Annotated in this window: 24 protein-coding genes and 3 pseudogenes; 16 read left to right on the top strand and 11 right to left on the bottom strand. The window is 69.8% G+C overall.

From position 1 onward, the window contains the following. Window positions 1-7 precede the first annotated feature (7 nt). Window positions 8-544, top strand: coding sequence for an SRPBCC domain-containing protein (locus ACWDO5_RS10445; RefSeq protein ID WP_450529918.1), 537 nt, complete (start codon window positions 8-10; stop codon window positions 542-544). Here the strand turns inward: ACWDO5_RS10445 and ACWDO5_RS10440 are convergent. Then, on the bottom strand, window positions 531-1472 hold the full coding sequence (locus tag ACWDO5_RS10440) for an isopenicillin N synthase family dioxygenase (RefSeq protein WP_450529917.1): 942 nt from the start codon (window positions 1470-1472) through the stop codon (window positions 531-533). The two genes, ACWDO5_RS10445 and ACWDO5_RS10440, sit on opposite strands and share 14 nt — an antisense overlap. Further along, window positions 1465-1905, bottom strand: a complete 441-nt coding sequence (locus ACWDO5_RS10435; protein ID WP_450529916.1) for a nucleoside deaminase — start codon at window positions 1903-1905, stop codon at window positions 1465-1467. Before ACWDO5_RS10435 ends, ACWDO5_RS10440 begins: the two co-directional genes overlap by 8 nt. Before the next feature lie 89 nt (window positions 1906-1994). Here ACWDO5_RS10435 and ACWDO5_RS10430 point away from each other — a divergent pair. Next, window positions 1995-2579: pseudogene (locus ACWDO5_RS10430) on the top strand (DMT family transporter); the annotation flags it as partial. Here ACWDO5_RS10430 and ACWDO5_RS10425 read toward each other — a convergent pair. The 3 genes and pseudogenes from ACWDO5_RS10425 to ACWDO5_RS10415 form a co-directional block, all read right to left on the bottom strand. Beyond that, window positions 2530-2934: a LysR family transcriptional regulator substrate-binding protein gene (locus ACWDO5_RS10425; RefSeq protein WP_450529915.1), complete on the bottom strand. Its 405-nt coding sequence runs from the start codon at window positions 2932-2934 to the stop codon at window positions 2530-2532. The pseudogene ACWDO5_RS10430 and the gene ACWDO5_RS10425 overlap by 50 nt on opposite strands. Before the next feature lie 68 nt (window positions 2935-3002). Next, window positions 3003-3092: pseudogene (locus ACWDO5_RS10420) on the bottom strand (LysR family transcriptional regulator); the annotation flags it as partial. Continuing rightward, window positions 3092-3394 (bottom strand): PLD nuclease N-terminal domain-containing protein, encoded by a 303-nt coding sequence (locus tag ACWDO5_RS10415; RefSeq protein WP_450529914.1) that lies wholly within the window; start codon window positions 3392-3394, stop codon window positions 3092-3094. The pseudogene ACWDO5_RS10420 and the gene ACWDO5_RS10415, both read right to left, overlap by 1 nt. A gap of 89 nt (window positions 3395-3483) precedes the next feature. Between ACWDO5_RS10415 and ACWDO5_RS10410 the strand changes: the two genes are divergently transcribed. Together ACWDO5_RS10410 and mqnP are read left to right on the top strand one after the other, a co-directional pair. Then, entirely contained in the window at window positions 3484-4935 is a 1452-nt protein-coding gene (locus ACWDO5_RS10410) for a menaquinone biosynthesis decarboxylase (protein ID WP_450529913.1), read from the top strand. A gap of 79 nt (window positions 4936-5014) precedes the next feature. After that, window positions 5015-5917: a menaquinone biosynthesis prenyltransferase MqnP gene (gene mqnP / locus ACWDO5_RS10405; protein WP_450529912.1), complete on the top strand. Its 903-nt coding sequence runs from the start codon at window positions 5015-5017 to the stop codon at window positions 5915-5917. On the opposite strand, the gene ACWDO5_RS10400 is transcribed toward mqnP, so the two are convergent. Continuing rightward, complete coding sequence (locus tag ACWDO5_RS10400) at window positions 5907-6515, bottom strand: rhomboid family intramembrane serine protease (protein ID WP_450529911.1); 609 nt, start codon at window positions 6513-6515, stop codon at window positions 5907-5909. The genes mqnP and ACWDO5_RS10400 overlap by 11 nt on opposite strands. 106 nt (window positions 6516-6621) lie before the next feature. Between ACWDO5_RS10400 and ACWDO5_RS10395 the strand changes: the two genes are divergently transcribed. The 5 genes from ACWDO5_RS10395 to ACWDO5_RS10375 all read left to right on the top strand — a co-directional run bounded on the left by ACWDO5_RS10395 (window position 6622) and on the right by ACWDO5_RS10375 (window position 10011). Then, window positions 6622-7281 carry a UbiX family flavin prenyltransferase gene (locus tag ACWDO5_RS10395; RefSeq protein ID WP_450529910.1) on the top strand — a complete coding sequence of 220 codons (660 nt, stop codon included), beginning with the start codon at window positions 6622-6624 and terminating at the stop codon, window positions 7279-7281. 112 nt (window positions 7282-7393) lie between these two features. Further along, complete coding sequence (locus ACWDO5_RS10390; protein ID WP_450529909.1) at window positions 7394-7849, top strand: Lrp/AsnC family transcriptional regulator; 456 nt, start codon at window positions 7394-7396, stop codon at window positions 7847-7849. Between the two features lie 92 nt (window positions 7850-7941). Further along, entirely contained in the window at window positions 7942-9105 is a 1164-nt protein-coding gene (gene mqnE / locus ACWDO5_RS10385) for an aminofutalosine synthase MqnE (RefSeq protein ID WP_450529908.1), read from the top strand. A 6-nt stretch (window positions 9106-9111) separates the two neighbouring features. Further along, window positions 9112-9636 (top strand): N-acetyltransferase family protein, encoded by a 525-nt coding sequence (locus ACWDO5_RS10380; RefSeq protein WP_450529907.1) that lies wholly within the window; start codon window positions 9112-9114, stop codon window positions 9634-9636. 78 nt (window positions 9637-9714) lie between these two features. Next, window positions 9715-10011 carry a DUF4229 domain-containing protein gene (locus ACWDO5_RS10375; protein WP_450529906.1) on the top strand — a complete coding sequence of 99 codons (297 nt, stop codon included), beginning with the start codon at window positions 9715-9717 and terminating at the stop codon, window positions 10009-10011. 17 nt (window positions 10012-10028) lie between these two features. On the opposite strand, the gene ACWDO5_RS10370 is transcribed toward ACWDO5_RS10375, so the two are convergent. Next, on the bottom strand, window positions 10029-11159 hold the full coding sequence (locus tag ACWDO5_RS10370) for a glycosyltransferase (RefSeq protein WP_450529905.1): 1131 nt from the start codon (window positions 11157-11159) through the stop codon (window positions 10029-10031). Between the two features lie 260 nt (window positions 11160-11419). Here ACWDO5_RS10370 and ACWDO5_RS10365 point away from each other — a divergent pair, with 260 nt between their 5' ends. After that, a complete protein-coding gene (locus tag ACWDO5_RS10365) occupies window positions 11420-12151 on the top strand; it encodes a hypothetical protein (protein WP_450529904.1) in 732 nt (243 codons plus the stop codon). A 183-nt stretch (window positions 12152-12334) separates the two neighbouring features. Continuing rightward, window positions 12335-12982, top strand: coding sequence for a TetR/AcrR family transcriptional regulator (locus ACWDO5_RS10360; protein WP_450529903.1), 648 nt, complete (start codon window positions 12335-12337; stop codon window positions 12980-12982). On the opposite strand, the pseudogene ACWDO5_RS10355 reads toward ACWDO5_RS10360, so the two are convergent. Beyond that, a pseudogene (locus ACWDO5_RS10355) lies at window positions 12918-13299 on the bottom strand (MaoC family dehydratase); the annotation flags it as partial. The gene ACWDO5_RS10360 and the pseudogene ACWDO5_RS10355 sit on opposite strands and share 65 nt — an antisense overlap. 476 nt (window positions 13300-13775) lie before the next feature. On the opposite strand from ACWDO5_RS10355, the gene ACWDO5_RS10350 reads away from it, so the two are divergent. The 3 genes from ACWDO5_RS10350 to ACWDO5_RS10340 all read left to right on the top strand — a co-directional run bounded on the left by ACWDO5_RS10350 (window position 13776) and on the right by ACWDO5_RS10340 (window position 20502). Then, window positions 13776-17921, top strand: coding sequence for a Pls/PosA family non-ribosomal peptide synthetase (locus ACWDO5_RS10350; RefSeq protein WP_450529902.1), 4146 nt, complete (start codon window positions 13776-13778; stop codon window positions 17919-17921). A 166-nt stretch (window positions 17922-18087) separates the two neighbouring features. Continuing rightward, on the top strand, window positions 18088-19395 hold the full coding sequence (locus tag ACWDO5_RS10345) for a M1 family metallopeptidase (RefSeq protein WP_450529901.1): 1308 nt from the start codon (window positions 18088-18090) through the stop codon (window positions 19393-19395). A gap of 57 nt (window positions 19396-19452) precedes the next feature. After that, window positions 19453-20502, top strand: a complete 1050-nt coding sequence (locus ACWDO5_RS10340; RefSeq protein ID WP_450529900.1) for a DUF222 domain-containing protein — start codon at window positions 19453-19455, stop codon at window positions 20500-20502. 66 nt (window positions 20503-20568) lie between these two features. On the opposite strand, the gene ACWDO5_RS10335 is transcribed toward ACWDO5_RS10340, so the two are convergent. The 3 genes from ACWDO5_RS10335 to ACWDO5_RS10325 form a co-directional block, all read right to left on the bottom strand. After that, a complete protein-coding gene (locus ACWDO5_RS10335) occupies window positions 20569-20973 on the bottom strand; it encodes a DnaJ family domain-containing protein (RefSeq protein WP_450529899.1) in 405 nt (134 codons plus the stop codon). After that, window positions 20970-21263, bottom strand: coding sequence for a hypothetical protein (locus ACWDO5_RS10330; protein WP_450529898.1), 294 nt, complete (start codon window positions 21261-21263; stop codon window positions 20970-20972). The genes ACWDO5_RS10335 and ACWDO5_RS10330 overlap by 4 nt, the downstream gene beginning before the upstream one ends. Before the next feature lie 586 nt (window positions 21264-21849). Then, window positions 21850-22053: a cold-shock protein gene (locus ACWDO5_RS10325; RefSeq protein ID WP_017948713.1), complete on the bottom strand. Its 204-nt coding sequence runs from the start codon at window positions 22051-22053 to the stop codon at window positions 21850-21852. A 318-nt stretch (window positions 22054-22371) separates the two neighbouring features. Here ACWDO5_RS10325 and ACWDO5_RS10320 point away from each other — a divergent pair, with 318 nt between their 5' ends. Both ACWDO5_RS10320 and ACWDO5_RS10315 read left to right on the top strand, forming a co-directional pair. Next, a complete protein-coding gene (locus ACWDO5_RS10320) occupies window positions 22372-23250 on the top strand; it encodes a menaquinone biosynthetic enzyme MqnA/MqnD family protein (RefSeq protein ID WP_450529897.1) in 879 nt (292 codons plus the stop codon). A gap of 353 nt (window positions 23251-23603) precedes the next feature. Continuing rightward, a complete protein-coding gene (locus ACWDO5_RS10315; protein WP_450529896.1) occupies window positions 23604-25259 on the top strand; it encodes a serine/threonine-protein kinase in 1656 nt (551 codons plus the stop codon). Window positions 25260-25508 lie beyond the last annotated feature (249 nt).

Below are 25508 nucleotides of genomic sequence, written 5' to 3'. Positions count from 1 at the left end.
TGGTGCCATGACCGTAGTCATCCGTCATGGCACCAGCGAGACCCGGGACGGCGGCGTACACCTGCTCCACTTCGAGCTGCGGCTGCCCCACTCGGTGATCCGGGTCTGGGCCGCCGTCGCCACGCCGGAGGGCCTGCCGACCTGGCTCGCCGCCGCCGACGTCCTGGAGCCGCGCATCGGCGGGGCGGTCACCCTGCGCCGGCTCTACGCTGATCCGCAGGGCCGCCACACGGTCGCCGAGGGCACGGTCACCGCTTGGGACATGCGCCGGGTCGCCGAGTACACGGTCAGCGTCCGCGACCGGATCCGCTTCCACCTGGAGCCGTTCGGCTCGCGGTCGAGCACCGACGGCACGGTGGTCCGCTTCACCAATGAGTTCCGCGGTACGGACGAGCTGCGTCTTGACCGCCTGGCGGGCTGGCACCACCACTTCGAGCTGCTGGCCGACGCGCTGGACGGGCACCCGATGACGGCCGCGGACTGGGCGCAGTGGACGCCGGGGCGCTGGCAGGAACTGCGGGACCAGTACGTCAGCCGGCCGTGATCGCGTCGAGCTGGGCCCGCAGATACGTGTGCGAATTGATGCCCCGGACGGCCGTGCCCGGATCGCACTCGTAGAAGTACACCAGCGAGATCAGCTCCTCGGCCGGTACGTCCGCCGGCGGCGGCAGCACCCGGTGGCGGCCCGAGCGCCACCGGTCGCCCGTCCAGCGGGCCATCAGATCGCCGATGTTGATGGTGAAGGCCTCCGGGTCGTACGGCGCGTCCTCCCAGCCGGCGCCTCCGTCCGCGGGGTCCGTGAAGACCTGGAGCCCGCCTTTGCCCGCCTGGCGGTCGAGGACGGTGACGGTGCCGAAGTCGGTGTGCGGGCCGATGCGGAACTGGCCCGGCTGCGGGTCGCCCACCCGGTCCCGGCCCGGGTACCAGTTGACGTTGAAGCCCCAGGTCGGGTGTGTGGTGTGCCGGGTGAAGAAGTCCTCGGGCTCGCCCAGCGCGACGCCGAGGAGCTCAAGCAGCTGGCCGGAGAGGGCGCGCATAGCGGCGAGGTAGGTCTCCACCAGGTCCCTCAGGTGCGGCACCTCGGCGGGCCAGGTGTTGGGCAGGAACCACTCGGCGTCGACCGCCGGGTCGCCGGTCGGGTCCTCCGCGGCGAAGGACAGCGACTCCTTCAGGTCCGGGGGAGTCTCGGTCCCTTCCGCGTACGCATTGGCCTCCGCGCCAGGACCCAGCCAGCCGCGCCCGCCGACCTTCACGGCATACGGCTCCTTCTCCTGGTCCGGAAGCCGGAAGAAGTCCCGTGCCGCGGCCCGGATCTCGCCGCGCAGCCCCGGATCGACTCCGTGCCCGGTGACCAGCAGGAAGCCGGCGGTCCGCAGGGCCTGGTCGACACTCTCCGCGATCCGGGCGCGGGCGGCCCGGTCCGCGGAGAGCCAGAGGCGCAGGTCAATGGTGGGAATCCTGGGGTCAGTCACCGATGTCCTCACTCCACAGTTCGGGGTTGGCCCGGATAAAGTCACGCATCAGGCCCTTGCACTCGGCGTCGTCCAACAGCACGACCTCCACGCCGTGTTCGGCCAGCCAGTCGTGCCCTCCGCGGAAGGTCTCCGCCTCGCCGACCACCACCCGCGAAATCCCGAACTGCCGGACCAGACCACTGCAGTACCAGCAGGGCGAGAGGGTCGTCACCATCGTCGTACCCCGGTACGAGCGCCGTCTCCCGGCGGCGCGGAAGGCCGCGGTCTCCGCATGGATCGACGGATCGCCGTCCTGCACCCGCCGATTGCGCCCGCGCCCCAGCAGGGCCCCGTCCGCCCCGTACAGCGCGGCTCCGATCGGAATCCCGCCCTCGGCGAGCCCGGACCGGGCCTCCTCGACGGCTGTCGTCAGCCACTTCGCGTACTCCATGGCGCTCACCATCCGAACGTACGTCATCGGCCGGGCCGATCGGCCCATCGGCAGGACGCCCACTGGCTCGTGGACCGGCCGGTGGCCCGCTCGTAGCGTCCCTCTTCCGCGAGCGGCTGACCGCCGCCAAGCCCGGTTGGCTCGTGGTGGCCTTCGCCGGTCTTGTCCTCGTCTCGGGGGTGAGCCCCGCCGATCCCGGCTCCCTGTCCGGCCTCGGCCTCGCGCTCCCCGCCGCGCTCTTCTACGCGATCTCGACCGTGATCACCAAGCGGGTGAGCGGCGTACGCCCCCACCTTGTCGCCCTCGTCCAGGTCCTGGTCGGCATCCCGCTGCTGCTGCCCTTCGCCGACTTCACCGCCGCGAGCGGACTGGGGAGTGGCTTCGCGTGGCTGGTGGGGCTCGGCCTGATCCACACCAGCCTGATGTACGTCCTGATGTGCGCCGCGTACCAGAAGCTGCCCACCGCGAAGATCGCCGTGCTCGCCTTCACCTACCCGGCCGTCGCGATGGTCGCCGACTGGGCGGTGTACGGGCACCACATCGGCCTCGTTCAGGCGCTCGGCGTCCCGCTGATCGTGCTCGCGAGTCTCAAGGTCAACCTCGCCAAGGCGCCCCGTACGGTGGCTACTTCGCCGACTCCTGCTCCCGTACCAGCCGCACCGTCTCGTCGATGAACAGCCGCACATGGCGTGGCAGCCGCTTCCCCTCCCGCCACGCCACCTGTGTGTGCAGCTGGAACGGCGGCTCCCAGGGCAGCGCGACGAGCGTCCCCGACGCCAGTTCCTGACGTACCGTCATATGCGGCAGCAGCGTCACTCCCAGCCCGCCGGCCACGCCCCGCTTGGTCGCCTCGATCGTGCCGAACTCCATGAAGGGCGGGGGAGCGCCAGTGCGCTCGCGCAGCTCGTCCTCGAACAGATCGCGGTACGGGCCGCCCGGCTCCGTACCCACCAGCTGCACCTGTGCCAGATCGGCGGTCGCGAGCTTCGCCGCCCCGGCGAGCGCGTGTGCGGGCGCACAGACCAGCACCAGCCGAGCCGGTCGAAGAGCTCCGTGCCGAGCGAGGTCTCCAGTGATCGGATCTGGCTGGTGACGCTGGACTGGGCGTACTTCAGCTCGGCGGCCGCCTGCGTGAAGCTGAGGACAGTGGCGACCTGCTCGAAGGTGACCAGCAGGCGCAGCTCCATCAGGACTGGTCGTCCCCGTCCTGCTTCTTCTTCTCGTCCTTGAGGGACCGCAGGAAGTCGGGGTTGTCGTCGGGCGCGACCCAGCCGCGCGGGCCGGCCGAACTCCGTGAGCCGGGCACCGCATGGCGCTGCTTGCCCGCGACCAGCCAGACGACAGGGCCGACGATCGTGAAGATGAGGATGATCAGCACCCAGACGACCTTGGGCAGGTGCTTGACCTCTTCCTCAGGGGTGTTGAGGCAGTCGATGAAGGCGTAGATCGTCAGCGCCAGAATCAGAATGAACGGCAGGTACCTGAGCATCGTGGAGCGGGTCTCCCCAAGCACGGTGGCGGGCCTGGCTGCGGCCCCGGTGACAGGTCCAGGGTAGTCGGTGGCCGATACTGGGGGGCATGGCTTATGACGATCTTCGCTCCCTGCTCCGGGCGCTGGAGCGCGAGGGAGACCTCAAGCGCATCAAGGCCGAGGTCGATCCGTATCTGGAGGTCGGGGAGATCGTCGACCGCGTGAACAAGGCGGGCGGCCCGGCTCTGCTCTTCGAGAACGTGCGCGGGTCGGCGATGCCGCTCGCGATGAACGTCTTCGGCACGGACCGCCGGCTTCTCAAGGCGCTCGGCCTCAAGTCCTACTCGGAGATCAGCGACAAGATCGGCGGGCTGCTCAAGCCGGAGCTCCCGCACGGCTTCGTCGGCGTGCGCGAGGCGTTCGGGAAGCTCGGCACGATGGTCCACGTACCGCCGAAGAAGGTGAAGGACGCGCCGGTGCAAGAGGTCGTCCTGCGCGGTGACGACGTCGACCTGGACCAGCTGCCGGCGCTGTTCACCTGGCCCGAGGACGGCGGGTCCTTCTTCAACTTGGGCCTGACCCACACCAAGCACCCTCAGACGGGGGTGCGCAACCTCGGTCTGTACCGCCTCCAGCGCCACGACCGGCGCACCATCGGCATGCACTGGCAGATCCACAAGGACAGCCGCAACCACTACCAGGTGGCAGCCAAGCGCGGTGAGCGGCTGCCGGTCGCGATCGCCTTCGGCTGCCCGCCCGCGGTGACGTACGCGTCGACCGCACCGCTGCCCGGCGACATCGACGAGTACCTCTTCGCGGGCTTCGTACAGGGCAAGCGGATCGAGATGGTCGACTGCAAGACGGTCCCGCTGCAGGTGCCCGCGCAGGCCGAGGTCGTGATCGAGGGCTGGCTGGAGCCGGGAACGATGCTGCCGGAGGGCCCGTTCGGAGACCACACCGGCTTCTACACCCCGCAGGAGCCCTTCCCGGCGCTGACCATCGATTGTGTGACGATGCGCAAGCGCCCGCTGCTCCAGTCGATCGTGGTGGGCCGCCCGCCGACGGAGGACGGGCCGCTGGGACGCGCGACGGAGCGTTTCTTCCTGCCCCTGCTCAAGATCATCGTGCCGGACATCGTGGACTACCACCTGCCCGAGTCGGGCGGCTTCCACAACTGCGCGATCGTCTCGATCGACAAGAAGTACCCGAAGCACGCGCAGAAGGTCATGCACGCGATCTGGGGTGCGCACATGATGTCGCTGACGAAGCTGATCGTGGTGGTGGACGCGGACTGCGACGTCCACGATCTGCATGAGGTCTCGTGGCGCGCGCTCGGCAACACGGACTACGCCCGTGACCTCACGGTGGTGGAGGGCCCGGTCGACCATCTCGACCACGCCTCGTACCAGCAGTTCTGGGGTGGCAAGGCGGGCATCGACGCGACGAAGAAGCTCCCCGAGGAGGGGTACGTCCGGGACGGCGGCTGGCCCAACATGGTCGAGTCCGACCCGGAGACATCCGAACGGGTGACCCGTCGTTGGAAGGAGTACGGGCTGTGAGGCGAAGGCCGACCATGCAGAACGGCAGCGCGGAGCCGGGGTTTGTCCGCCTCTGCGGGGATGAACCGGAGTACGGACTGTGAGCGCGTCCGCCGCAGCGGTACCGGGTCCGGGCAGGACCAAGGCCTTCCTCCGGCTGGTGATGATCGAGCACTCGGTCTTCGCGCTGCCTTTCGCGTACATCGCCTCCCTCACCGCGATGTTCCAGTTCGACAGGAACATCCACTGGGGGCGGCTGCTCCTGGTGACGATCGCCATGGTCGGGCTGCGTACGTTCGCGATGGCCTGCAACCGGATCATCGACCGCGAGATCGACGCCCGTAATCCCCGTACCGCCGGGCGTGAGCTCGTCACCGGTGCGGTCTCCGTGAAGTCCGCCTGGACCGGCGCGTTGATCGCGGTCGTCGTCTTCCTGGGCGCCGCGGCCGCGCTGAACCCCCTGTGTCTCGCGCTCGCTCCGATCGCGGTGATCCCGATGGTGGTCTATCCGTACGGCAAGCGGTTCACGAACTTCCCGCACGCCATCCTCGGCCTCGCCCAGGCCATGGGCCCGGTCGGCGCGTGGATCGCGATCACCGGGCAGTGGTCCTGGGACGCGGTGATCCTCGGCCTCGCGGTCGGCATCTGGATCGGCGGCTTCGACCTGATCTTCGCCTGCCAGGACGTCGATGCCGACCGCGCCCACGGTGTGCTGTCGGTGCCGGCCCGCTTCGGCGTCCCGGCGGCGCTGTACGGGGCGCGCGCGTCCCACGCCGTGACCACGGTTCTGCTGGTCTGGTACGGACTGACCACGGGCGCGGGCGGGTTCTTCTGGGCGGGTCTGCTGATCGTCGTGTCGGCGTTCCTCTACGAGCACACGATCGTGCGGCCGGACGACCTGTCCCGCCTCAACCGCGCCTTCTTCACCGTCAACGGCTTCATCGGGATCGCCCTCTTCGCGTGTGCCCTGCTGGACCTGCTGGTGCGCGGACTCAGCGTGTGAGCCTCGCCCGGTGAGCGGGCGTCCTGCTGCGGAACACAAACGCTGCGGCCGCGCCCGCCACCAGCCCGAACAGGTGGCCCTGCCAGCTGACCGAGGTGTTGGACGGGGATATCCCGAGCAGGATCGTGCTGCCCCAGAGGGCGCCGATCACCAGGCCGATGCCGATGTCGAGGGGTTTGCGGTCCACGAAGCCGCGCACCAGCAGGTAGCCGAAGAGTCCGAAGACGACGCCGGATGCGCCCGCCGTGACAGTGTTCGCCGGGGAGACCAGCCAGACCCCGAGCCCGTCCACCACGATGATCATGGCAACCACGGCCAGGAAGCGGCGGATGCCGCCGAGCGCGGCGAGGAAGCCGAAGATCAGCAGCGGCACGCTGTTGGCCGCGACATGGGCGAAGCCGAAGTGGAGAAACGCCGACGGCACGATGTCGCCCAGCTCGCCGACCTCGCGCGGCGTGACGCCGTACGCGTCCAGCGAGTGGCCGCTCGCCACATCGACCGCTTCCAGCGCCCACAGCAGCGCCACCCAGCTGAGCATCAGCGCTGCTGCCGCCTTGGCACGGGCGGTCCGGCTCCAGGTGGGATCTGTGTGTGTCATCGCGGCCCCCTGCGCTTGTGCTCCCACCCCTGAGAACGTCCCGGGCACCTTACTCAGTTCCGGCCACCGGCCGCCGGATAAGGTCAGCCGTGTGGAGCCAGGAGAAGTGAAGAGCCGTCAGCCGTGGGTGGTGGGAGTGTCCGGTGCGTCCGGGACGCCGTACGCCGCCGCCGTGCTGCGCGGGCTGCTGGCCGCGGGCGAGAGCGTGGACCTGGTGGTCAGCCGTGCTTCGCGGCTGACGCTGCTGGACGAGACGGGCATCGCGTTCCGGGACGCGCACTGGCGCGAGGACCTGCGGGAGTGGCTGACGCGGGGAGCCGACGGGAAGTCTTACACCTTCCGCGTCAATGTCGAGGACGTACGGCACTGGGGCGCCGGGGACTTGGCCGCCGGGCCGTCGTCCGGTTCGTATCCCGTCAAGGGAATGCTGATCGTCCCGGCGTCGACGGCGTGTGTGGCCGGGGTGGCGCTCGGGCTCTCGAAGGACCTGTTGCAGCGGGCGGCGAGCGTGACACTCAAGGAGCGGCGCAAGCTCGTGGTCGCGGTGCGGGAGACCCCGTTGAGCGGGCAGACCCTCAAGCATCTGGTGACGCTGGACGAGGCGGGCGCCGTGGTGCTGCCCGCCTCGCCGGCGTTCTACGCGGGGGCGACGCACATCCAGGATCTGGTGGACTTCGTCGCGGGTCGGGTGCTGGACGCGGCGGGCGTGCCACATCAGCTGTACCGCCGTTGGAAGGGAGAGCTGGGTGGCTCTCGGGGTGACTAGCGCATGTACACGCTGAAGCTCACGGTGAAAGATTTACAGGGTATCCGCCATGTATGCCTTAGATTTCTATGTAAACTTGCGTGATCGCTGAACAATGGAAGGGTCCAGGTATATGGACACGGTGGACAGGCAGCTCATCCAGGCCCTCAGAGAGAACGGCAGGGCCTCGTACGCCGAGCTCGGCCGGCTCGTCGGGCTCTCCGGGCCCTCCGTCACCGACCGCATCAACCGCCTCGAGGCCGCAGGCGTCATCACCGGCTACCGCGCCACCGTGGACGCCGCCTCGCTCGGCCTCGGCGTCACCGCTCTGATCGGCATCTCGCTCTCCGACGCCGCCGACCACGAGGACGTGGCGCGCCGGCTGAAGGACCTCGCCGAGATCGAGGACTGCTGGTTCATCGCCGGCGACGACTCGTACATGCTCAAGGTGCGGGCGAGCGACGTGGACGGTCTGGAGAAGACGATCCGCCGGCTGTCCGGGACCAGGGGTGTGTCCCGTACGCGTACCACCATCGTGCTCTCCACCAAGTGGGAAAACCGGGTCGGGGATCTGCCCGAAGAAGGCTGACGCGGAGCGTCAGTGGGGGGTCCCCTCGCCCGAAGGGTGGGGGAGTACGGTGTGTGGGGTTTGATTCACAGAAGTATGGGAGGCGGCCGTTCATGGACGCAGGGCTCAAGCGCGAGCTGGAGGAGAAGGTCCGGGCCGGGGAGCGGCTGACTCGCGAGGACGGCATCGCCCTCTACGAGTCGGACGACCTCGCGTGGCTCGGCGGCCTCGCGCACGAGGTGCGTACGCGCAAGAACGGTGACGTCGTCCACTTCAACGTCAACCGCCACCTCAATATGACGAATGTGTGCACCGCGTCGTGCGCGTACTGCTCGTTCCAGCGCAAGCCGGGCGAGAAGGACGGGTACACCATGCGCATCGAGGAGGCCGTCCGCCTCGCCAAGGCGATGGAGGGCGAGAACCTCACCGAGCTGCACATCGTCAACGGGCTCCACCCCAACCTGCCGTGGCGCTACTACCCCCGCTCCCTCAGCGAGCTCAAGAAGGCCCTGCCGGACGTCTCCCTGAAGGCGTTCACGGCCACCGAGATCCACCACTTCGAGACCATCTCCGGCCTGTCCGCGTCCGAGATCCTCGACGAGCTGATCGAGGCCGGCCTGGAATCGCTGACCGGCGGCGGCGCCGAGATCTTCGACTGGGAGGTCCGGCAGCACATCGTCGACCACCGCACCCACTGGGAGGACTGGTCGCGCATCCACCGGCTCGCGCACGAGAAGGGTCTCAAGACCCCGTGCACGATGCTGTACGGGCACATCGAGGAGCCCCGCCACCGCGTCGACCATGTACTGCGGCTGCGTGAGCTGCAGGACGAGACCGGCGGCTTCCAGGTCTTCATCCCGCTGCGCTACCAGCACGACTTCGTCGATATGCAGGACGGCAAGGTCCGCAACCGCCTGCAGGCCCGTACGACCATGGCGACCGGCGCGGAGGCGCTGAAGACCTTCGCGGTCTCGCGTCTCCTCTTCGACAACGTCCCGCACGTCAAGGTCTTCTGGGTGATGCACGGTGTGCAGACCGCCCAACTGGCCCTGCAGCACGGTGCGGACGACATGGACGGCTCGGTCGTCGAGTACAAGATCACGCACGACGCGGACAACTACGGCACGCCGAACAAGCTGACCCGCGACGATCTCCTCGACCTGATCCGTGACGCGGGCTTCCGCCCGGTCGAGCGGAACACCCGCTACGAGATCATCCGCGAGTACCCGGGCCCGGACGCCGACCGCCGCGAGTCGCCGCAGCCCATGCGGGTCTGACCGCCGATGAGTCTCACGTTCCACCTCGACCCGCCGGTCGACCCCGCCCTGCGGGACGGGATCCTCGCGCTCTGGGTCGACGTGTCCAACGCCGGCGGCGCGGTCGGCTTCGTTCCCCCGGTCGACCGCGACGCCGTACGGCCCGAGCTTGTGAGGCATCTGGCCTCGATGGCCGAGGGCCGCACCCGGCTGCTCGTGGGGTACGACGAGGAGGGGGCCGTCGCCGCCACCGCCTTCTTCACGTACAACACCCACCGGCTGATGCTGCACTGGGTCTGGCTGTACACGGTCATGGTCCACCCGCGCCACCAGGGCGCGGGCTACGGCCGCGATCTGATGGCCGCGGCCGCCGACGCGGCCCGCGGCTTCGAGGGCGTCGAGGCGATACGGCTCACCTGCCGCGGCGGCACCGGCGTCGACCGCTTCTACGGGGCCTGCGGCTACAAGGAGGTCGGGCGGGTGCCGGGCGCGATCCGGGTGGCCGACGGTGACGACCGCGACGACATCACGATGCTGCTCCCGCTGCTCTGATGCCCGCTTGGAGCGGGCACTACAGGCCGTGCTTCACTGGTTGGGCACGACCTGTCGTACGAAGAGAGAAGGCCCGCCGTGTCCGCTGCAAGGACGAGCGCCGCGATCCGGTACACCACCATGCGCCTCGCCATCTTCATCGGGTGCTTCGTCGCCGTCGGCGGCCTGGTCCAGGTGGGCGTACTACCCAAGGGGCTTGGCGACTCGAACTTCGTCTGGGTCGTCCTGCTCGCCCTCGTCCTGTCCGCGCCGCTCAGCTTCGTACTGCTGCGCAGGCAGCGTGACGCGATGTCCGAGCAGATCGTCGGCAAGGTGGACAAGGCCAAGGCCCGCCTCGAGGCGAACCGTACGCAGGAGGACGGCGCCGTCCAGTAGGCGCCGCGCCTCGGCTGTCAGCGTTTCTTCGAGCCCGTCCGCTGTCGCCTGGCTGCCCTGGATCTGGTGGCCGGCTCGGGAATCGCCGCAAGCCGCTGGGCCGCGAATGTGCGGTTGGCTTGCGTCTGCTCGCGATAGGTGTCGGGCACGTCGGGCATCGCCAGAAGTCGGTCACACGCCTGGAGCGAGCCGGTGAAGTCGCCCACCCAGTAGGCCGTGATCGAGAACTCGAACAGCAGACCCCAGCGATACACCCATGGCTGGACGAACAGCAGGTCCCCCGGTTGCTTCTGGCCGAGCCCGGCGCGGACGATCGAGTGCGCGAGACGGTAGCGGCCCAGTCTGCGCAGCCGCGAGGCCAGTTCGTAACACGCTTCGAGCCGTTGCGGACGCGACTCCCAGGCGCGTGAAAAGGCGTCCATGGCTCCCGGCCAGTCGTCGGATTCGGCTCTGAGGACCCCGACCTGCAACAGCGCGTAGTACACCTCTTCGGGCCAGCCCCCCATCTCCGCGCGGCGCTCGTACAGAGTGATTGCCTCGTCGTGGTTGTCCATGTCGCGCATGGTCTGCGCCAGATAGAAGACCGTGCGTGAATTGGCGGGGTCGCGCTCGAGCTCGGCGCCAAGCAGGCGCGCGTCGCGCTCGAACTTGTCGTGCCGTGAGCCCCCGTCCGCGAAGTCCTCGATGACGAGCGCGTCGAGATTCACCTGGCTGTGCCGCTGGCCGGCGGTGATGTACTCGTGGGTGACGCCCTCGTAGCGCCAGGGGATGTCGCCACGGACCAGGCGCTTGATGCGGTACTCGGTCGCGCCCTCGTGCCGGAGCATGTAGGAATCGGCGGTCAGACGGGGCAGGGGGCGGTCCCGCCGGATCACGAGGTCGGCGTCGATGAGGAGCAGATAGTCGGCCTTGCCGCGGGCGTGCTGGATGTTCAGGGTCCGGTTGTGGCCGAAGTTGACCCAGGGCTCCTCGTGAAGCTCGCCCGGGATGCCATCCAGTGCCGTACGGATCAGCTGCTGGGTTCCGTCGGTCGAGCCGGTGTCCGAGATCACCCAGGTGCTCACCAGGTCACGGACGGAGGCGAGACATCGCTCGATGACTTTTGCCTCGTTCTTGACGATCATGCAGAGGCAGATGGACGGCTTCATAGCATCACCATTCCCGGGTCGGACCGGGCGACCTTATGCACTGGGCCTGCGAGCCCGGTGACGGCACGCCGAAAGCGGTTCCGGGTTCGCTGTCGCGTATGCGCCCATTGGTGTTCGCTTAATACGCCATCCTGTTGATAGCTTCGCGAGGCTCTCAAGGCATTGCGTCTGTGAACCGAAGAATTCGAGGGAAGCTCGAACCCGCTTCCGGTGCATCATTCGATCCGGGTTCCAAAATCCGGTTCCAAAAGGAGCAGTGAATGAATTCTGAGAACAGGAGCAGATCCTCTCTGGGTCCGCTTCCCAGACGCAGTGCATTGCTGGCCGGCGGCACCATCGCTTCGCTGGTCCTCACGCTTGTGGGGATCACGAGCCCCGCGCTTGCCGCTTCGCAGAGCGGCATGGCATCTGACGGCGTGAGTGTGGCCGGCCCGTCGGGCGGGGACGACTGCACCGTCGTCACGAGCCAGGGGAAGTCCGTACGGGTCGGCGGCGACGACGACCGCTGCCGGGGCGACAAGGGCGACAGGGGCGAAAGGGGCGAAAGGGGCCCCAGGGGCCCTAGGGGCGCCACCGGCAACACTGGGCCGGCCGGGCCGTGCAACGACATCGACTCCTTCAACTACCCCACGGCGGTCGCCCCCACCCACCAGATCGCCGCCGCGCTCTTCGATCCGGTCGCGGGCCCTGTCGAGGCCTATGCGGCAGTCCGAACAGTCGGGACCGACTTCACCACGTGGGTGCCACTCTTCCCCCCCACGGACCCGGTTGACGGCGTGCCGTTGCCGGCGGACCTCTGTTCCATCACGGTGAGCACTGACGGGGCGATCGAGGTAGACCCGGACCCCCTCCCCCTCACTGTGCCGATCATCATCCAGGGGCTGACCACGGCCGGGGTCGTGTGGGAGACCGAGTGCGACTTCAACCCTGTCGGCCCGGCCCTTACGTGTGACGGCGATTGGGATGCCGTGACGTCGCCGACGTCGCCGTAGCCTGTCCCAGGCGCTCGACTCGGCTAGTGGTTCTGGTCAGGTTGCAGTCCTGACCTGGTCTGGATCGTGGCGCGGCCCCCCTTTCGTGCTGGAAGGGGGGCCGTTCCGCGTTCTTGGGCTCCTCCCGGGGGTCGTAGGCTTACCGCGAAGTAAGGATGTGTGTGGGGCGGGAGGATGTCTGACATGGGTGCCGTGAAGGGCGTCAGAAGCAAACGCATGCCGCGCGCCTTGCGCGAGCGGCAGATGATGGACGCCGCCGTGCAGACCTTCGGGCAGCGCGGCTACCGGGCTGCCTCGATGGACGAGATCGCGGAGCTGGCCGGGGTCTCCAAGCCGCTGGTCTATCTGTACCTGAGCTCCAAGGAAGAGCTCTTCACGGCGTGCATCCGGCGCGAGTCGAAGGCGCTGATCGCCGCCGTGCAGGCGGGCGTCGATCCGGGGCTGCCGGCGGACCGGCAGCTGTGGGCGGGGCTCGCGGCGTTCTTCACGCACACCGCCGAGCACCCGGACGGCTGGTCTGTGCTGCACCGTCAGGCGCGGACGCACGGGGAGCCGTTCGCCGCGGAGGTGGCGGCGATGCGGGACGAGATCGTCGCGTTCGTGACCGGTCTCATCGGAGCCGCGGCTCGCGAGGCCCACCAGGGCCCCGAGCTGGCCGACCGGGATCTGGCCGGGCTCGCACAGGCGTTGGTGGGTGCGGCGGAGTCGCTCGCGGGGTGGGCGAACGAGACCGGGGGCGTCTCGGCGAAGGAAGCGGCGGGGACGCTCATGAACTTCGCCTGGATGGGGCTGGGCGACCTGATGAAGGGTGAGCGCTGGTCTCCCCGGTGAGGTGGACGCGGTCGCCGCTGCGGAGTTGGAAGACGGTGCCGTCGGTTGCGTAGGTCGCGGTCGTGGGGAGCGGTACAGGGGCCTTGAACTCCGCTCGTACGTACGCCACTTGACTGGTGTCCGCCTCAGCCAGGCAGCGGGCTGACGTCCACATGCCGTGGGCGATCGCATGCGGGAAGCCGAAGGGCCTCGCGGTCAGCGGGTGCAGATGGGATGGGGTTGCGGTCGCCGGAGGCCGCGCCGTAGCGGCGCCTGACGCCGACTGACGGGAGCGGCAGCGGTCTGTCTGCCGGAAGCCGCAGATATGTGCGTACGCTGCGAGGCGGGCCGGGTCGATTCGTACGCCCGGACTGACGATGCACCGTCGGCGCAGAGGTGGCTACTCGTCACTTTGACTTCTGGTCGGAACAGCAGGACATCCTGCTGCGGACGGCGGTAAAGCAGCCGCGTCGGACGACCGCTCCGCGTGAACGCAGGGTGACCGGAGAGTGCCCTTCGCCACACCCGGGCGGTCGGCGCCGGGTCGGGACGCTGTACGGAGGATGCCCGCATTCACCCTTACGGGCAGGCATGATGCCGTTCGGTCGCGATCCGGGCGGGCCGACGGGAGCGAATGGGGTGTGCCGCGCACAACAGGCGAGTCAGGTTAACGCTGGGTAAACTCGCCGTTTGCCGTGCGCGGAACGGGGATTCGCAGCGCACTCGACACGACCTACGGAGAGTGAGAGATGCGTACGAGCCGGGCAGTCATCCACCGGATCCAAACCGTTCCGGGCGACCTGCGGGACGCTGTATGACCGTGGCCGCCGAGTCCCTGACGCTGCTCGACCCGCTGCTCGACGAGGCGCCCGCGCCCGCGCTCTTCACCGCGGGAGCCGCAGCCCCCGAGCGCACCCTCCTCGACATCCTCGACGAGACCGCCCGCCGTCACCCGGACGCATCAGCCGTCGACGACGGCGCCGCGCCCCTCACGTACCGCGAAATGCTCGCCGAGGTCCAGACGATGCGGCTGCGTCTGACCGCCGCCGGGATCGGTGTCGGCGACCGCGTCGGCGTACGCGTGCCGTCGGGGACAGCCGACCTGTATGTGTCGATTCTCGCCGTACTCGCAGCGGGAGCCGCCTACGTCCCGGTCGACGCCGAGGACCCCGACGAGCGCGCCGAACTGGTTTTCACCGAGGCCGCGGTGAGCGCGGTCATCGGCGCAGGGCGGACGATCGAGCCGTGGGGCGCCCGCGCGGGTGTCGCGAGTGTCGCGGGTTCCGGGCCAGGTCTGGACGATGACGTGCCGTGGGGCGCCCCTGCGAGTGAAACAGGCAAGCGCCCGGGGCCGGACGACGACGCGTGGATCATCTTCACCTCCGGTTCCACCGGCAAGCCCAAGGGCGTCGCCGTCACCCACCGCAGCGCCGCCGCCTTCGTCGACGCCGAGGCCCGCCTTTTCCTGGCGGAGAAGCCCCTCGCCCCCGGCGACCGCGTTCTCGCGGGGCTGTCCGTCGCCTTCGACGCCTCCTGCGAGGAGATGTGGCTCGCCTGGCGGCACGGTGCCTGCCTGGTCCCCGCGCCCCGCTTGCTCGTACGTACCGGCGTCGACCTCGGCCCCTGGCTGGTCGAGCAGCGCATCACCGTCGTCTCGACGGTCCCCACCCTTGCCGCGCTGTGGCCGGCCGAGGCACTCGACGACGTACGGCTGCTGATCTTCGGGGGCGAGGCCTGCCCGCCCGAGCTGGCCGATCGGATGGCCGTCACAGGGCGTGAGGTCTGGAACACCTACGGCCCGACCGAGGCCACTGTCGTCGCCTGCGGCGCGCTCCTGACCGGCGAAGGGCCGGTACGGATCGGGTTGCCGCTCGACGGCTGGGAGCTCGCCGTCGTGGACGCCCAGGGCGACCTCGTGTCCATGGGCGAGACCGGTGAGCTCGTCATCGGCGGCGTCGGCCTCGCCCGTTACCTGGACGCGGAGAAGGACGCCGAGAAGTACGCACCCCTGCCCGCCCTCGGCTGGGACCGCGCCTACCGCAGCGGCGACCTGGTGAGGGCGGAGGTGGACGGCCTGCTCTTCGTCGGCCGCGCGGACGAGCAGATCAAGCTCGGTGGCCGCCGTATCGAACTCGGCGAGATCGACGCTGCGCTGCAGGCCCTGCCCGGCGTGGCGGGAGCGGCGGCCGCGGTTCGTACCACCGCAGGCGGACATCAGCTGCTGGTCGGCTACGTCGTCGAGAGCGACGCGGCCGGAAGGGACGCCGCAGGAAGGGGCGCCGCCGGGCGCGACGGTGCCGGGCGCGACGGCGTCGAGAGCGAAGGTGTCGTCTGGAGGCACAGCGTCGGTAGCGACAGCGTCGAGAGCGAAGGTGTCGTCGGGAGGGACAGCGTCGGTAGCGACAGCGTCGAGAGCGAAGGCTTCGACCAGGCCGACAGCGTGAAACGGCTGCGCAAGGAGCTGCCCGCCGCCCTCGTGCCGCTGCTCGCCGTCGTCGACACCCTCCCCACCCGTACCTCCGGCAAGGTGGACCGGGCCGCGCTGCCCTGGCCCCTGCCGAACGTGGACACCCCGGCCGAGGACGCCGAACTCACCGTCACCGAAGCCTGGCTGGCCGAGCAGTGGGCTGACCTCCTCGGCACCCCGGTCACCGGCCCCGACGCGGACTTCTTTCTCAACGGCGGCGGCAGCCTGGCCGCCGCGCAGCTCGTGTCACGCATCCGGGAGCGGTACGCGGCCGGGTCGGTCGGCGACATCTACCAGAACCCGACGCTCGGCGCGCTCGCCCGGACGCTGGACGCGTCTTCCACCGGCGGACCCGAGGCCGGGGAGGTGCGGCCGGTGCCGCGCCGTACCGGATTCGCCCAGATGCTGCTCATGCTGCCCCTGCTCGGTGTCGCCGGGCTGCGCTGGGGCGTGGTGGCGGCCGCGGTCAGCAATCTGCTGGGGAACGTGCTCGGACTGCCGTGGGCGCCCACCGTGTCGTGGTGGTGGGTGGCCCTCGGCTGGCTGCTCGCCCTCAGCCCGCCAGGGCGGATCGTGATCGCGGCGGGTGGTGCGCGGCTGTTGCTGCGCGGCCTGCGCCCCGGTGCGTATCCGCGCGGCGGCGGCGTCCATCTGCGGCTGTGGACGGCCGAACGTCTCGCCGAACTCAGCGGCGCCACCAGCCTCGCCGGCGCGTGGCTCACGTACTACGCACGGGCGCTCGGCGTCCGTATCGGCGACGACGTCGATCTGCACGCGCTGCCGCCGGTGACCGGGATGCTGCGCCTCGGCAAGGGCTGCGCGGTCGAGCCCGAGGTTGATCTGTCCGGGCACTGGCTCGACGGCGACCGGCTGCACATCGGCGCCGTACGGGTCGGCGCCGGAGCCACCGTCGGCGCACGCAGCACGCTCTTCCCGGGCGCACGGATCGGCAAGCGGGCCCAGATCGCCCCCGGGTCGGGTGTGACGGGCGCGGTTCCGGCCGGCGAGCGCTGGGCCGGTGTGCCGGCGGCCCGCAAGGGCAAGACCAACCGCCACCTCCCGGACGGCCGCCCGCCGCGCAGGCGCCGTTGGACCACGGTCTACTCGCTCACATCGCTGGCGCTCGGGCTGCTGCCCGCGCTCGCCGCGCTGCCGGGCCTGCTGGTGATCGGCCTGTTCCTGCGCGGCCGCACCGGCATCGGTGAAGCGCTGACGGCCGCCCTGACCGCCGTGCCGCTCGCGACGGTCGTCGCCATGGTCACGTACGCGCTGATCGTCCTGGTCGGCGTACGGCTGCTCAGCATCGGCCTGCGAGAGGGCTACTACCCCGTTCACGGCCGGGTCGCCTGGCAGGCGTGGGCGACCGAGCGGCTGATGGACATGGCGCGGGTGCACCTCTTCCCGCTGTACGCGAGCCTGTTCACGCCCGTGTGGCTGCGAGCCCTGGGCATGAAGGTGGGCCGCGGGGTCGAGGCGTCGACCGTGCTGGCGCTGCCCGCGATGACGACGGTCGGCGACGGGGCGTTCCTCGCCGACGACACGATGGTCGCCTCGTACGAGCTCGGCGGCGGCTGGCTGCGGATCGCCGAGGCGCGGATCGGCAAGCGGGCCTTCCTCGGCAACTCCGGGATGACGGCCGCGGGCCGTTCCGTGCCCAAACGCGGCCTGGTCGGCGTACTGTCCGCCACTCCGAAGCGGGCGAAGGCGGGCAGCTCCTGGCTCGGGATGCCGCCGATGAAGCTGCCACGGGCGGCCGAAGAAGGCGACCAGAGCCGTACCTTCCACCCGCCGAAGCGGCTGATATGGGCCCGCGCGGCCGTCGAGGCCTGCCGGATCGTGCCGGTCATATGTGGCGCGGCCCTCGCGGTACTGGCCCTCGCGGCCTTCGAGCTGCTGGCCGCCCGCATCGGCGTCGGCCTCGCGGTGCTGTGCGGCGGCGGGTTGCTGCTCGCCGCGGGATTGGTGGCCTGCGTCGTCGCGATCGCGGCGAAGTGGCTGCTGGTCGGCCGTTTCCGGGCCGCCCAGCACCCGCTGTGGTCGTCCTTCGTATGGCGCAACGAGCTCGCCGACACATTTGTCGAGGTGCTTGCCGTGCCGTGGCTGGTCGGCGCCACCAGCGGAACTCCGCTGATGAACCTGTGGCTGCGCGGGCTCGGCGCCCGCATAGGCCGCGGGGCGTGGTGCGAGACGTACTGGTTGCCGGAGGCCGACCTTGTGACGGTCGGCGGCGGGGCGAGCGTCAATCGCGGGTGTGTTGTGCAGACTCACCTCTTCCATGACCGGATCATGCGTATGGACAATGTCGTCCTCGAAGCGGGCGCGACGCTGGGCCCGCACGGCATCGCGCTGCCCGGCGCGGTCATCGGCGAACGGGCGGCGGTCGGTCCGGCCTCGCTGGTGATGCGAGGGGAGAGGGTGCCGGCGGGGACCCGCTGGCTGGGGAATCCGATCGCGGCCTGGCAACGCGATGAGCGGGGCACGGACGCGGGGTGATGGGCGTGATGGGTGTGACGGGCGTGACGGCGGGGCACGGAAGCCACGTGATGAGGGCGGCACGGAGAAACTGCAGGATGAGAAAGGCCGCGGCACGGAAGTTGACGATGAGAAAGGCCGCGGCACCGAGATCGCACGATGAGAAAGACACAGAGGGCGCACAAGGGTGACGGATTCGTACCTGCCGCAGCACGGTGACAGCGGCTACCGGACGACGGAGTACGACCTGGAGCTGGACTACCGTCCGTACGCCGGGCGGCTCTCCGGCCGGGCCAGGATCAGCGCCGTCGCCGAACGCGAGCTGCCCGAGGTCGCTCTGGACCTTGGCCCGTTCCGTATCAACCGCGTACTCGTGGACGGCGCCCGCCCGGCCCGGTACACGCACCGCGCCGACAAGTTGCGGGTACGGCCCGCCCGGCCGTTGCGCGCCGGGGCCGCCTTCACCGTCGAGGTGCGTTACACCGGCGTCCCGCGGCCTGTCCGCACCCGCGACTGGGGCGACCTCGGCTGGGAACAGTTGGAGGAGGGCGCGCTGGTGGCCTCCCAGCCGAGCGGCGCCCGCTCCTGGTTCCCCTGCAACGACCGCCCTAGCGACAAGGCCGCCTACCGGATCGCGGTGACCACCCCTTCCCCGTACACCGTGGTTGCCAACGGCACCCTCACCTCTCGTACGATCAGCGCCTCCACCACCACATGGGTGTACGAGCAGCCGGCGCCCATGTCCAGCTATCTCGCGACCGTCCAGATCGGCCTGTACGAGCTGGTCGAGATGCAGCACGCCGGGCAGGTGCCGCAGCCGGCCGCCGTGCCCCGGCGGCTGCTCAGCCGTTTCGAGCACGACTTCGCCCGGCAGCCGCAGATGATGACCGCCTTCACGGACCTCTTCGGCCCCTACCCCTTCGACGACTACGCGGTCGTGGTGGTGGACGAGGAACTGGACGTGCCTGTCGAGGCACAGGGCCTTTCGATCTTCGGGGCCAATCATGTGGACGGGAGGCGCGGCAGCGAACGCCTGGTCGCGCACGAGCTGGCCCACCAGTGGTTCGGCAACAGCCTGAGCGTCGCCGACTGGCGGCACATATGGCTCAACGAGGGCTTCGCCAAGTACGCCGAGTGGCTCTGGTCCGAGGTGTCCGGCGGCCCCTCGGCGGCCGCACTGGCCGCCAAGTCCCGGGCCAAACTGGCCCTGAGGCGCCAGGACATCCGGATCGGCGACCCGGGCCTGCGGCGGTTGTTCGACGAGCGGCTCTATGAGCGGGGCGGGCTCACGCTGCACGCGCTGCGTACGGTGATCGGGCACGCGGCGTTCGTGACGTTGCTGCGGGAGTGGACCGCGAGCCACCGGCACGGGGTGGTGACCACCGAGGAGTTCATAGCGCTCGCCCAGCGGCACTCCCCGCATCCGCTCGACGGGCTGTTCACGATGTGGCTGTACGACGCGAAGCTGCCGACGCTGCCGCAACCGCGCCACTGACGTCGCGGGGACGGCGCTGCCCCGGTGGGGGCGGATGCGGGGTGGGTGTGAGGGCGGGTGTGTGCGGGGGTTCCCGGCGGGTCGAACGTTCTCAACCGCTATCCCGCCACGCTGGGCCTGCTGGAGCGCGGGGACATCTCGTACCAGCAGGCGCGGATCATGGCGGAGACCTGCCTCGTGCTGCCTACCGAGGTGGCCGTGGAAGTGGAGGCGGCGATGCTGCCCAAACTCCCGTCGCTGGCGGCCGGGCAGAGCAGAAGGGCGCTCGGCCGCCAGATCGTGAAGGCGGACCCGGAGGGCGCGGAGCGCCGTCACGAAGTACGCAAGCGGCAGCGGGAGATGGTGCACAGCCCGCAGGACGACGGCATGGCGCTCTTCGGCGCGATCCTGCCCGCTGAGCAGGCGGCCAGGATGACTCAGGCTGTGGACGCGCATGCCGCGACGTACACCGACATGGCTCGCACCCTGGAGCAGAAGCGGGTGGACGCCCTCTTCGACCTGGTGGTCAACGGCCGTGTCGCGGATGCCCGTTCACCGCGTGGCCAGGGCGGCCAACGCGAGGGACAGAGGCGGGATCAGGGCCGGGCAGAGGGCGGTCAAGGCCGACAGGCGGCTGTGGTGCAGGTGACCGTTCCGCTCGACGTCCTCATTGGCAACGAAGACGGCCCGGCGGACCTGAAGGGCTACGGCCCTATCACCGCCTCCCAGGCAAGGAAGATCGCCTTCGCCGAGGGCACGATCTGGCGGCGACTGATCGTCGCGCCGAAGACGGGGCTGCTGATCAAGACCGACCCTGCCACGTACAAGCCCACCGCCGAGACCGAGCGCCACGTGATTGCCCGCGACGGCTACTGCACGTTCCCCTCCTGCCGCATGCCCGCCCACCGCTGCGACCTCGACCACCGGGAGCCGTTCAACCACGACGATCCTGAGGCGGGCGGCCAGACCGTGCCGGAGAACCTGCATCCGCTCTGCCGACGCCACCACCGGATGAAGACCATCTGCCCGGACTGGGTGATCGAACGGGACCCGGACACCGGGGTGATCACCTGGACCAGCCCCACGGGACACGCGTACGAGAACCCACCCCACGAGTACGCGGCATAGCACGCGGCCGTATCCCCAGGCGTATCCCCAGGCGTATCTCCGGCGCATCCCCAGGGGGTGGGACCCTCAGCCTGCGGGCCGGCCGGAGCGCCAGTCGCGTACGACAGCGTCGACGTCGAAAGGCTGGAGCCCCAGCGGGGGACCCGGCGGAGGGCGGCGGATCGCCGCGGCGATCTTCTCGTTGACCTCCACCAGGATCCGCCGCACCTCGGCCGCGGACGGCGCGCGCCGCGCAGCCTCCAGGGCGTCCTCGGCCTCCTTGCGCAGGGCGAGCGTGGGCGGCAGGTAGGAGAGGTGCTCGCGGTGCATTTTCTGCTTGACCCACCACAGGTCGTCGTACGTGCGATCAACGTCGGGCAGCGGCTTCCCGAACCCCGGCAGGTCCCTGAAGTCCCCACGCTCCGACGCCTCGCGGATCTGCTTGTCGACCCACGACTCGAAGCTGACGCCCGGCGGCTTGCGTTCGGTCACGACTCGTCCTCCCGCTCGTCCCGCTGCCTCCACACCTCTGTCCCCAATCGTCCCCTGCGGCCGGGGCCGGGCGCCAGCCCCAGCTCCCGTCTTCCGTCGTCCGCCCGCCAGCAGCTGCAGGCTGCCACCCGCCCCGCGAACCGGTCCGCCAGCCAGTTCGCCGCCGGGACCGACTCAGTGATCACGCCGCTCATATGCTCGCCAACGAGGATCGCGCGCCACTGCACGTTCGTGCCCCACGTGCCCCACATGCCCTTCGCGCACCAGGGCTCGCGTTCCTTCTGCGCCACGTCGTGCTGGTAGATGATGCCCGCCGGGGAGCTGCCAGGGAGCTCTGCTACTTCGGCGGGCGCATCGAGGACGTCGTCGCCAAGCCGGCCGAGGCGCAGCCGACGCGTCTGCCGTCCGTGCCCAGTCTTCGCAGGCCCACTCGGCGTGCCGGCGCTCGCCGAGTCGCGGGAGGGAGGGCGTGAGCGTTTCGAAAAGGCGGTACGGATCGGGCTCCCGGCTGTGGACGGCAAGCTGCCGTCCACACACTGGAGCCGGCGTACGCAGCCGCGGACGAGAAGGGTCGGGCGGGGTGATCTCGCTCAACCATCCGGGCGCGGTGTGGGGTCCGGGCGCGGACGGATATCTCGGCATCACGTATCTCAGCATCACGGCCGCAAGAAGGACCTGATCCTCACGTCCGCCGGCATCTTGCCCTTGCAGAAGGTCATGGGAGGGTCGCGGCATGTGTCGCACGCGGTGATGGCGGGGGAGAAAGGCGAGAAAGGCCAGAAAGCCAGAAAGTCCGGAAAGGCAGGAGCCCCGATCCTTATAGAACGGGGCTCCTTGGTACTGCTAAGTCGTTCGCGATCGCCGACCCGTGGCTGACTAGGCCGGGGTGACGTTCTCCGCCTGCGGGCCCTTCGGGCCCTGGGTGACGTCGAAGTTCACGACCTGGTTCTCCTCGAGGGAGCGGAAGCCGGTCGCGTTGATCGCGGAGTAGTGGACGAAGACATCCGGGCCGCCGCCGTCCTGGGCGATGAAGCCGAAGCCCTTTTCAGCGTTGAACCACTTGACGGTTCCGGTAGCCATAAGCCCTCCTTGGGCCAAAGGGTTGCCCTGCTCCAGAACCTGCAAGAAGTCTGAAAACTACAAAAGCCTGCGGGTTACATGCTCCGCAGGCTCTGTACTGCAAGGGAAACCAAACTGCAACTTGCGTTGAGCCTAGCACGCAGCGTGTGCGCAGCGGTAGAGGGAAAGATCACGTCACCCGGACGTTTGACGGGGCCTTGATCCGCTGACGATTGGCGGGCGAATTGCGGACGAATCGCAGCTCGGGAAGGGCGCGTGTTCGGGCGCGCGTACGGCCCCGGCACCCCCGGCCGCACGCCGCAGGTCTAGCCTCGCGATGTGGACAGTCTTGGAGAAAGCACAGCAACCGACCACCGTCGCAGCCGGCCCCGCGTCGGCCACATCCAGTTCCTGAACTGTCTGCCCCTGTACTGGGGTCTGGCGCGTACCGGAACTCTCCTCGATCTTGAGCTGACGAAGGACACCCCGGAGAAGCTCAGCGAGCAGCTGGTGCGCGGCGCCCTCGACATCGCGCCGATCACTCTCGTCGAATTCCTGCGCAACGCCGATCAGCTCGTCGCCTTCCCCGACCTCGCGGTCGGCTGCGACGGGCCGGTCATGTCCTGCGTGATCGTGTCCCAGGTGCCGCTGGAGCGGCTCGACAGGGCGCGGGTGGCGCTCGGCTCCACGTCGCGTACGTCGGTACGGCTGGCCCAGCTGCTGCTGGCCGAGCAGTACAAGGTGACGCCCGACTACTACACGTGCCCGCCCGATCTCGGCCTGATGATGCAGGAGGCGGATGCGGCCGTGCTGATCGGCGACGCCGCGTTGCGGGCCTCGCTGCACGACGCGCCGAAGCTCGGCCTCCAGGTCCACGATCTGGGACTGATGTGGAAGGAGTGGACCGGGCTGCCGTTCGTCTTCGCGGTGTGGGCTGCGCGCAAGGACTACCTGGCGCGCGAGCCCGTCGTCGTACAGAAGGTCCACGAGGCCTTCCTCGCATCGAGGGACGTCTCCCTGGAGGAGGTCGCCAAGGTGGCCGAGCAGGCGGCGCGCTGGGAGACCTTCGACGCGGAGCTCCTTGAGCGCTACTTCACGACGCTGGACTTCCGTTTCGGGGCCGAGCAGCTCGCGGGTGTACGGGAATTCGCGCGCCGGACCGGTCCGACGAGCGGGTTCCCGGCTGATGTGACAGTGGAGCTGCTCGGCAGCCGGTAACCGTGACGAGGCGGGGTCAGGACGCGGGGATGGGGGCCTGCATGTGCTCGCTGATCCACTGGATGGTTCCGTCCCCATGCCCTTCACATAGGTCTTGGCGTTGTGCTCGCCGTCCTGGATGACCTGGAGGCGGGTCTTGACCGGGCCCTTGCCGTAGGCGCGGATGAAATCCTTGAGGTTGTTCATCCCGGACTCCTTGGTGCCGATCTGGAATGCCAGATAGACGTTGTTGTCCTTGGTGTGCTCCGGGGCGGCGGGAATCCTCGTGGTGCCGAACACGCCGGGCCTAGGCTGAAGCGCGGCAGGTCGACGCAACGCGAGGCAACGCAGACAACAGGCAATCGGGGGAGCAGATGCAGCCGCTGGATCCGGGCGAGCCGCAGAGCATCGGGGCGTACCGGCTGCTCGGCAGGCTGGGGGCGGGCGGGATGGGCCGCGTCTATCTCGGGCGCAGCACCGGCGGCCGAACCGTCGCGGTGAAGGTGGTCCATCCGCATTTCGCGCTCGACGAGGAGTTCCGGGCGCGGTTCCGGCGTGAGGTGGAGGCGGCGCGGCGGGTCGGCGGGCAGTGGACGGCGCCGGTGCTGGACGCCGACCCGGAGGCGCCGGTGCCCTGGCTGGCGACCAGGTATGTGGCCGGTCCGGCCCTGTCGCAGGCGGTCGCCGACCACGGTCCACTGCCCACGAATTCGGTACGGGTGCTGGGCGCCGGTCTCGCGGAGGCGCTGGCGGCCGTGCACCGTCTTGAGCTGGTGCACCGGGATGTGAAGCCGTCCAATGTGCTGCTGACCCTGGACGGGCCGCGGCTGATCGACTTCGGGATCGCCCGGGCAACCGACGGCACCGCCTCGCTCACCTCCACCGGGGTCTCGGTCGGCTCGCCCGGCTATATGTCACCGGAGCAGATCCTCGGCAAGGTCGTCACGGGCGCGGCCGATGTCTTCTCGCTGGGCGCGGTGCTGGCGTACGCGGCGCTGGGCGCGGCACCCTTCCCGGGCGACTCCTCGGCGGCGTTGCTCTACAAGGTGGTGCACGGGGAGCCCGAACTGGGATCCCTGGAGGGGGACTTGCGCGAGCTGGTCGCAGACTGCCTCGCCAAGGACCCGGCCGCGCGGCCCGCGCCCGTCGACATCGCGAACAGGCTGGCCCCCGGAGGGGCGGCCGCGCTGGTCGGGGCGGGATGGCTGCCGGGCCGGCTGGTCGAGCAGGTCAGCCGGTCGGCAGTCAGCCTGCTGGATCTGGAGCCGTCGCAGGCTGACCCGGTGGCGTCGGGGCCGGTGGCGTTCAGCAGTGCGGCGGTCGGGACGTTCGGGCCACCGGTGGAGCCGCCCCGCGACGCGGCGCTGCCGGGCCAACACAGCCCTAACGGGCTGCTCTCCGTCTCGATGACGGCCGATTCCGTACCGACCGGGTCCGGCGCGCCGGGCGAACGCCGGGGCCGCAAGGTGAGCTGCACGGTGGCCCTGGCGGTGGCAGGTGCGCTGGCGGCGGTGACGGTGGGCGGGGCGGTGCTGTTCGATCTGTTCCCGCGCGGGAACGACAAGGGTGACAGCACGGCGGCGGGGCCGCCGAAGACCAAGAGCCCGTCGGTGTCGGACAGCCCGTCGGTGTCGGACAGCCCGTCGGGCAATCCCGACGGGCAGGCGAACGCCGTCGTGAAGAGCTTCATCGGCACCTGGAAGGGCCCCTTCCAGGTCGACTTCGCCGGCAGCAAGATCAACGCCGGGACCTTCACGATCGTCATCAGCTCCGGGAAGACGGGCGCGAAGGTCGGCACGGTCAACCAGTTCGACGCCCTGGGGAGCTTCGCCTGCGAGGACAACCTCGTACTGCGTAGCGCGACCAGGACGGAGCTGGTCGCCGAGGGCAAGTCCAGTGGCAAGGACGGCAACACCTGCACGGCGGGCACACACAGCGTGAAGCTGCGGCTCGCCGGGGCCCGCCTGGAGTACACCTCCCAGGACCCACGGGCGGGCAACCCAAGTGCCCTGCTGGAAAAGTCGAGGTGATCGCCACCACGGCGCGGCACGGACGGTCCCGACCCACGGCGCGGCATGGCACGGTCCAGTACCGCGGCGCAGCACGCACCGCCCAGCGCCCATAGCGCAGCAGGCCCCGCCCAGCGCCCACGGCGCAGCATCCAAGGCGCAGCGCCCACACCGACGCCGTGCCGACCGTGCCCGCAGATCGCCACAACCCCTGGCGTAGGCTGGATCGGCCCGCAGATGCTCTGAACCACCGCCGAAAGGTGACACCCG

This window comes from Streptomyces sp. NPDC000880 (assembly GCF_053599675.1).
Note: the sequence above shows the minus strand (reverse complement) of the source record. Positions and strands in the feature narration are given on the sequence as shown.

Excerpts from the sequence above, each read along its gene's own strand:
- ACWDO5_RS10445 (WP_450529918.1), top strand. The coding sequence starts at position 8 with ATGACCGTAGTCATCCGTCATGGCACCAGCGAGACCCGGGACGGCGGC.
- ACWDO5_RS10435 (WP_450529916.1), bottom strand. The coding sequence starts at position 1,905 with ATGGAGTACGCGAAGTGGCTGACGACAGCCGTCGAGGAGGCCCGGTCC.
- ACWDO5_RS10415 (WP_450529914.1), bottom strand. The coding sequence starts at position 3,394 with ATGCTCAGGTACCTGCCGTTCATTCTGATTCTGGCGCTGACGATCTAC.
- ACWDO5_RS10410 (WP_450529913.1), top strand. The coding sequence starts at position 3,484 with ATGGCTTATGACGATCTTCGCTCCCTGCTCCGGGCGCTGGAGCGCGAG.
- ACWDO5_RS10400 (WP_450529911.1), bottom strand. The coding sequence starts at position 6,515 with ATGACACACACAGATCCCACCTGGAGCCGGACCGCCCGTGCCAAGGCG.
- ACWDO5_RS10390 (WP_450529909.1), top strand. The coding sequence starts at position 7,394 with ATGGACACGGTGGACAGGCAGCTCATCCAGGCCCTCAGAGAGAACGGC.
- mqnE (WP_450529908.1), top strand. The coding sequence starts at position 7,942 with ATGGACGCAGGGCTCAAGCGCGAGCTGGAGGAGAAGGTCCGGGCCGGG.
- ACWDO5_RS10380 (WP_450529907.1), top strand. The coding sequence starts at position 9,112 with ATGAGTCTCACGTTCCACCTCGACCCGCCGGTCGACCCCGCCCTGCGG.
- ACWDO5_RS10370 (WP_450529905.1), bottom strand. The coding sequence starts at position 11,159 with ATGAAGCCGTCCATCTGCCTCTGCATGATCGTCAAGAACGAGGCAAAA.
- ACWDO5_RS10365 (WP_450529904.1), top strand. The coding sequence starts at position 11,420 with ATGAATTCTGAGAACAGGAGCAGATCCTCTCTGGGTCCGCTTCCCAGA.
- ACWDO5_RS10360 (WP_450529903.1), top strand. The coding sequence starts at position 12,335 with ATGGGTGCCGTGAAGGGCGTCAGAAGCAAACGCATGCCGCGCGCCTTG.
- ACWDO5_RS10350 (WP_450529902.1), top strand. The coding sequence starts at position 13,776 with ATGACCGTGGCCGCCGAGTCCCTGACGCTGCTCGACCCGCTGCTCGAC.
- ACWDO5_RS10325 (WP_017948713.1), bottom strand. The coding sequence starts at position 22,053 with ATGGCTACCGGAACCGTCAAGTGGTTCAACGCTGAAAAGGGCTTCGGC.
- ACWDO5_RS10315 (WP_450529896.1), top strand. The coding sequence starts at position 23,604 with ATGCAGCCGCTGGATCCGGGCGAGCCGCAGAGCATCGGGGCGTACCGG.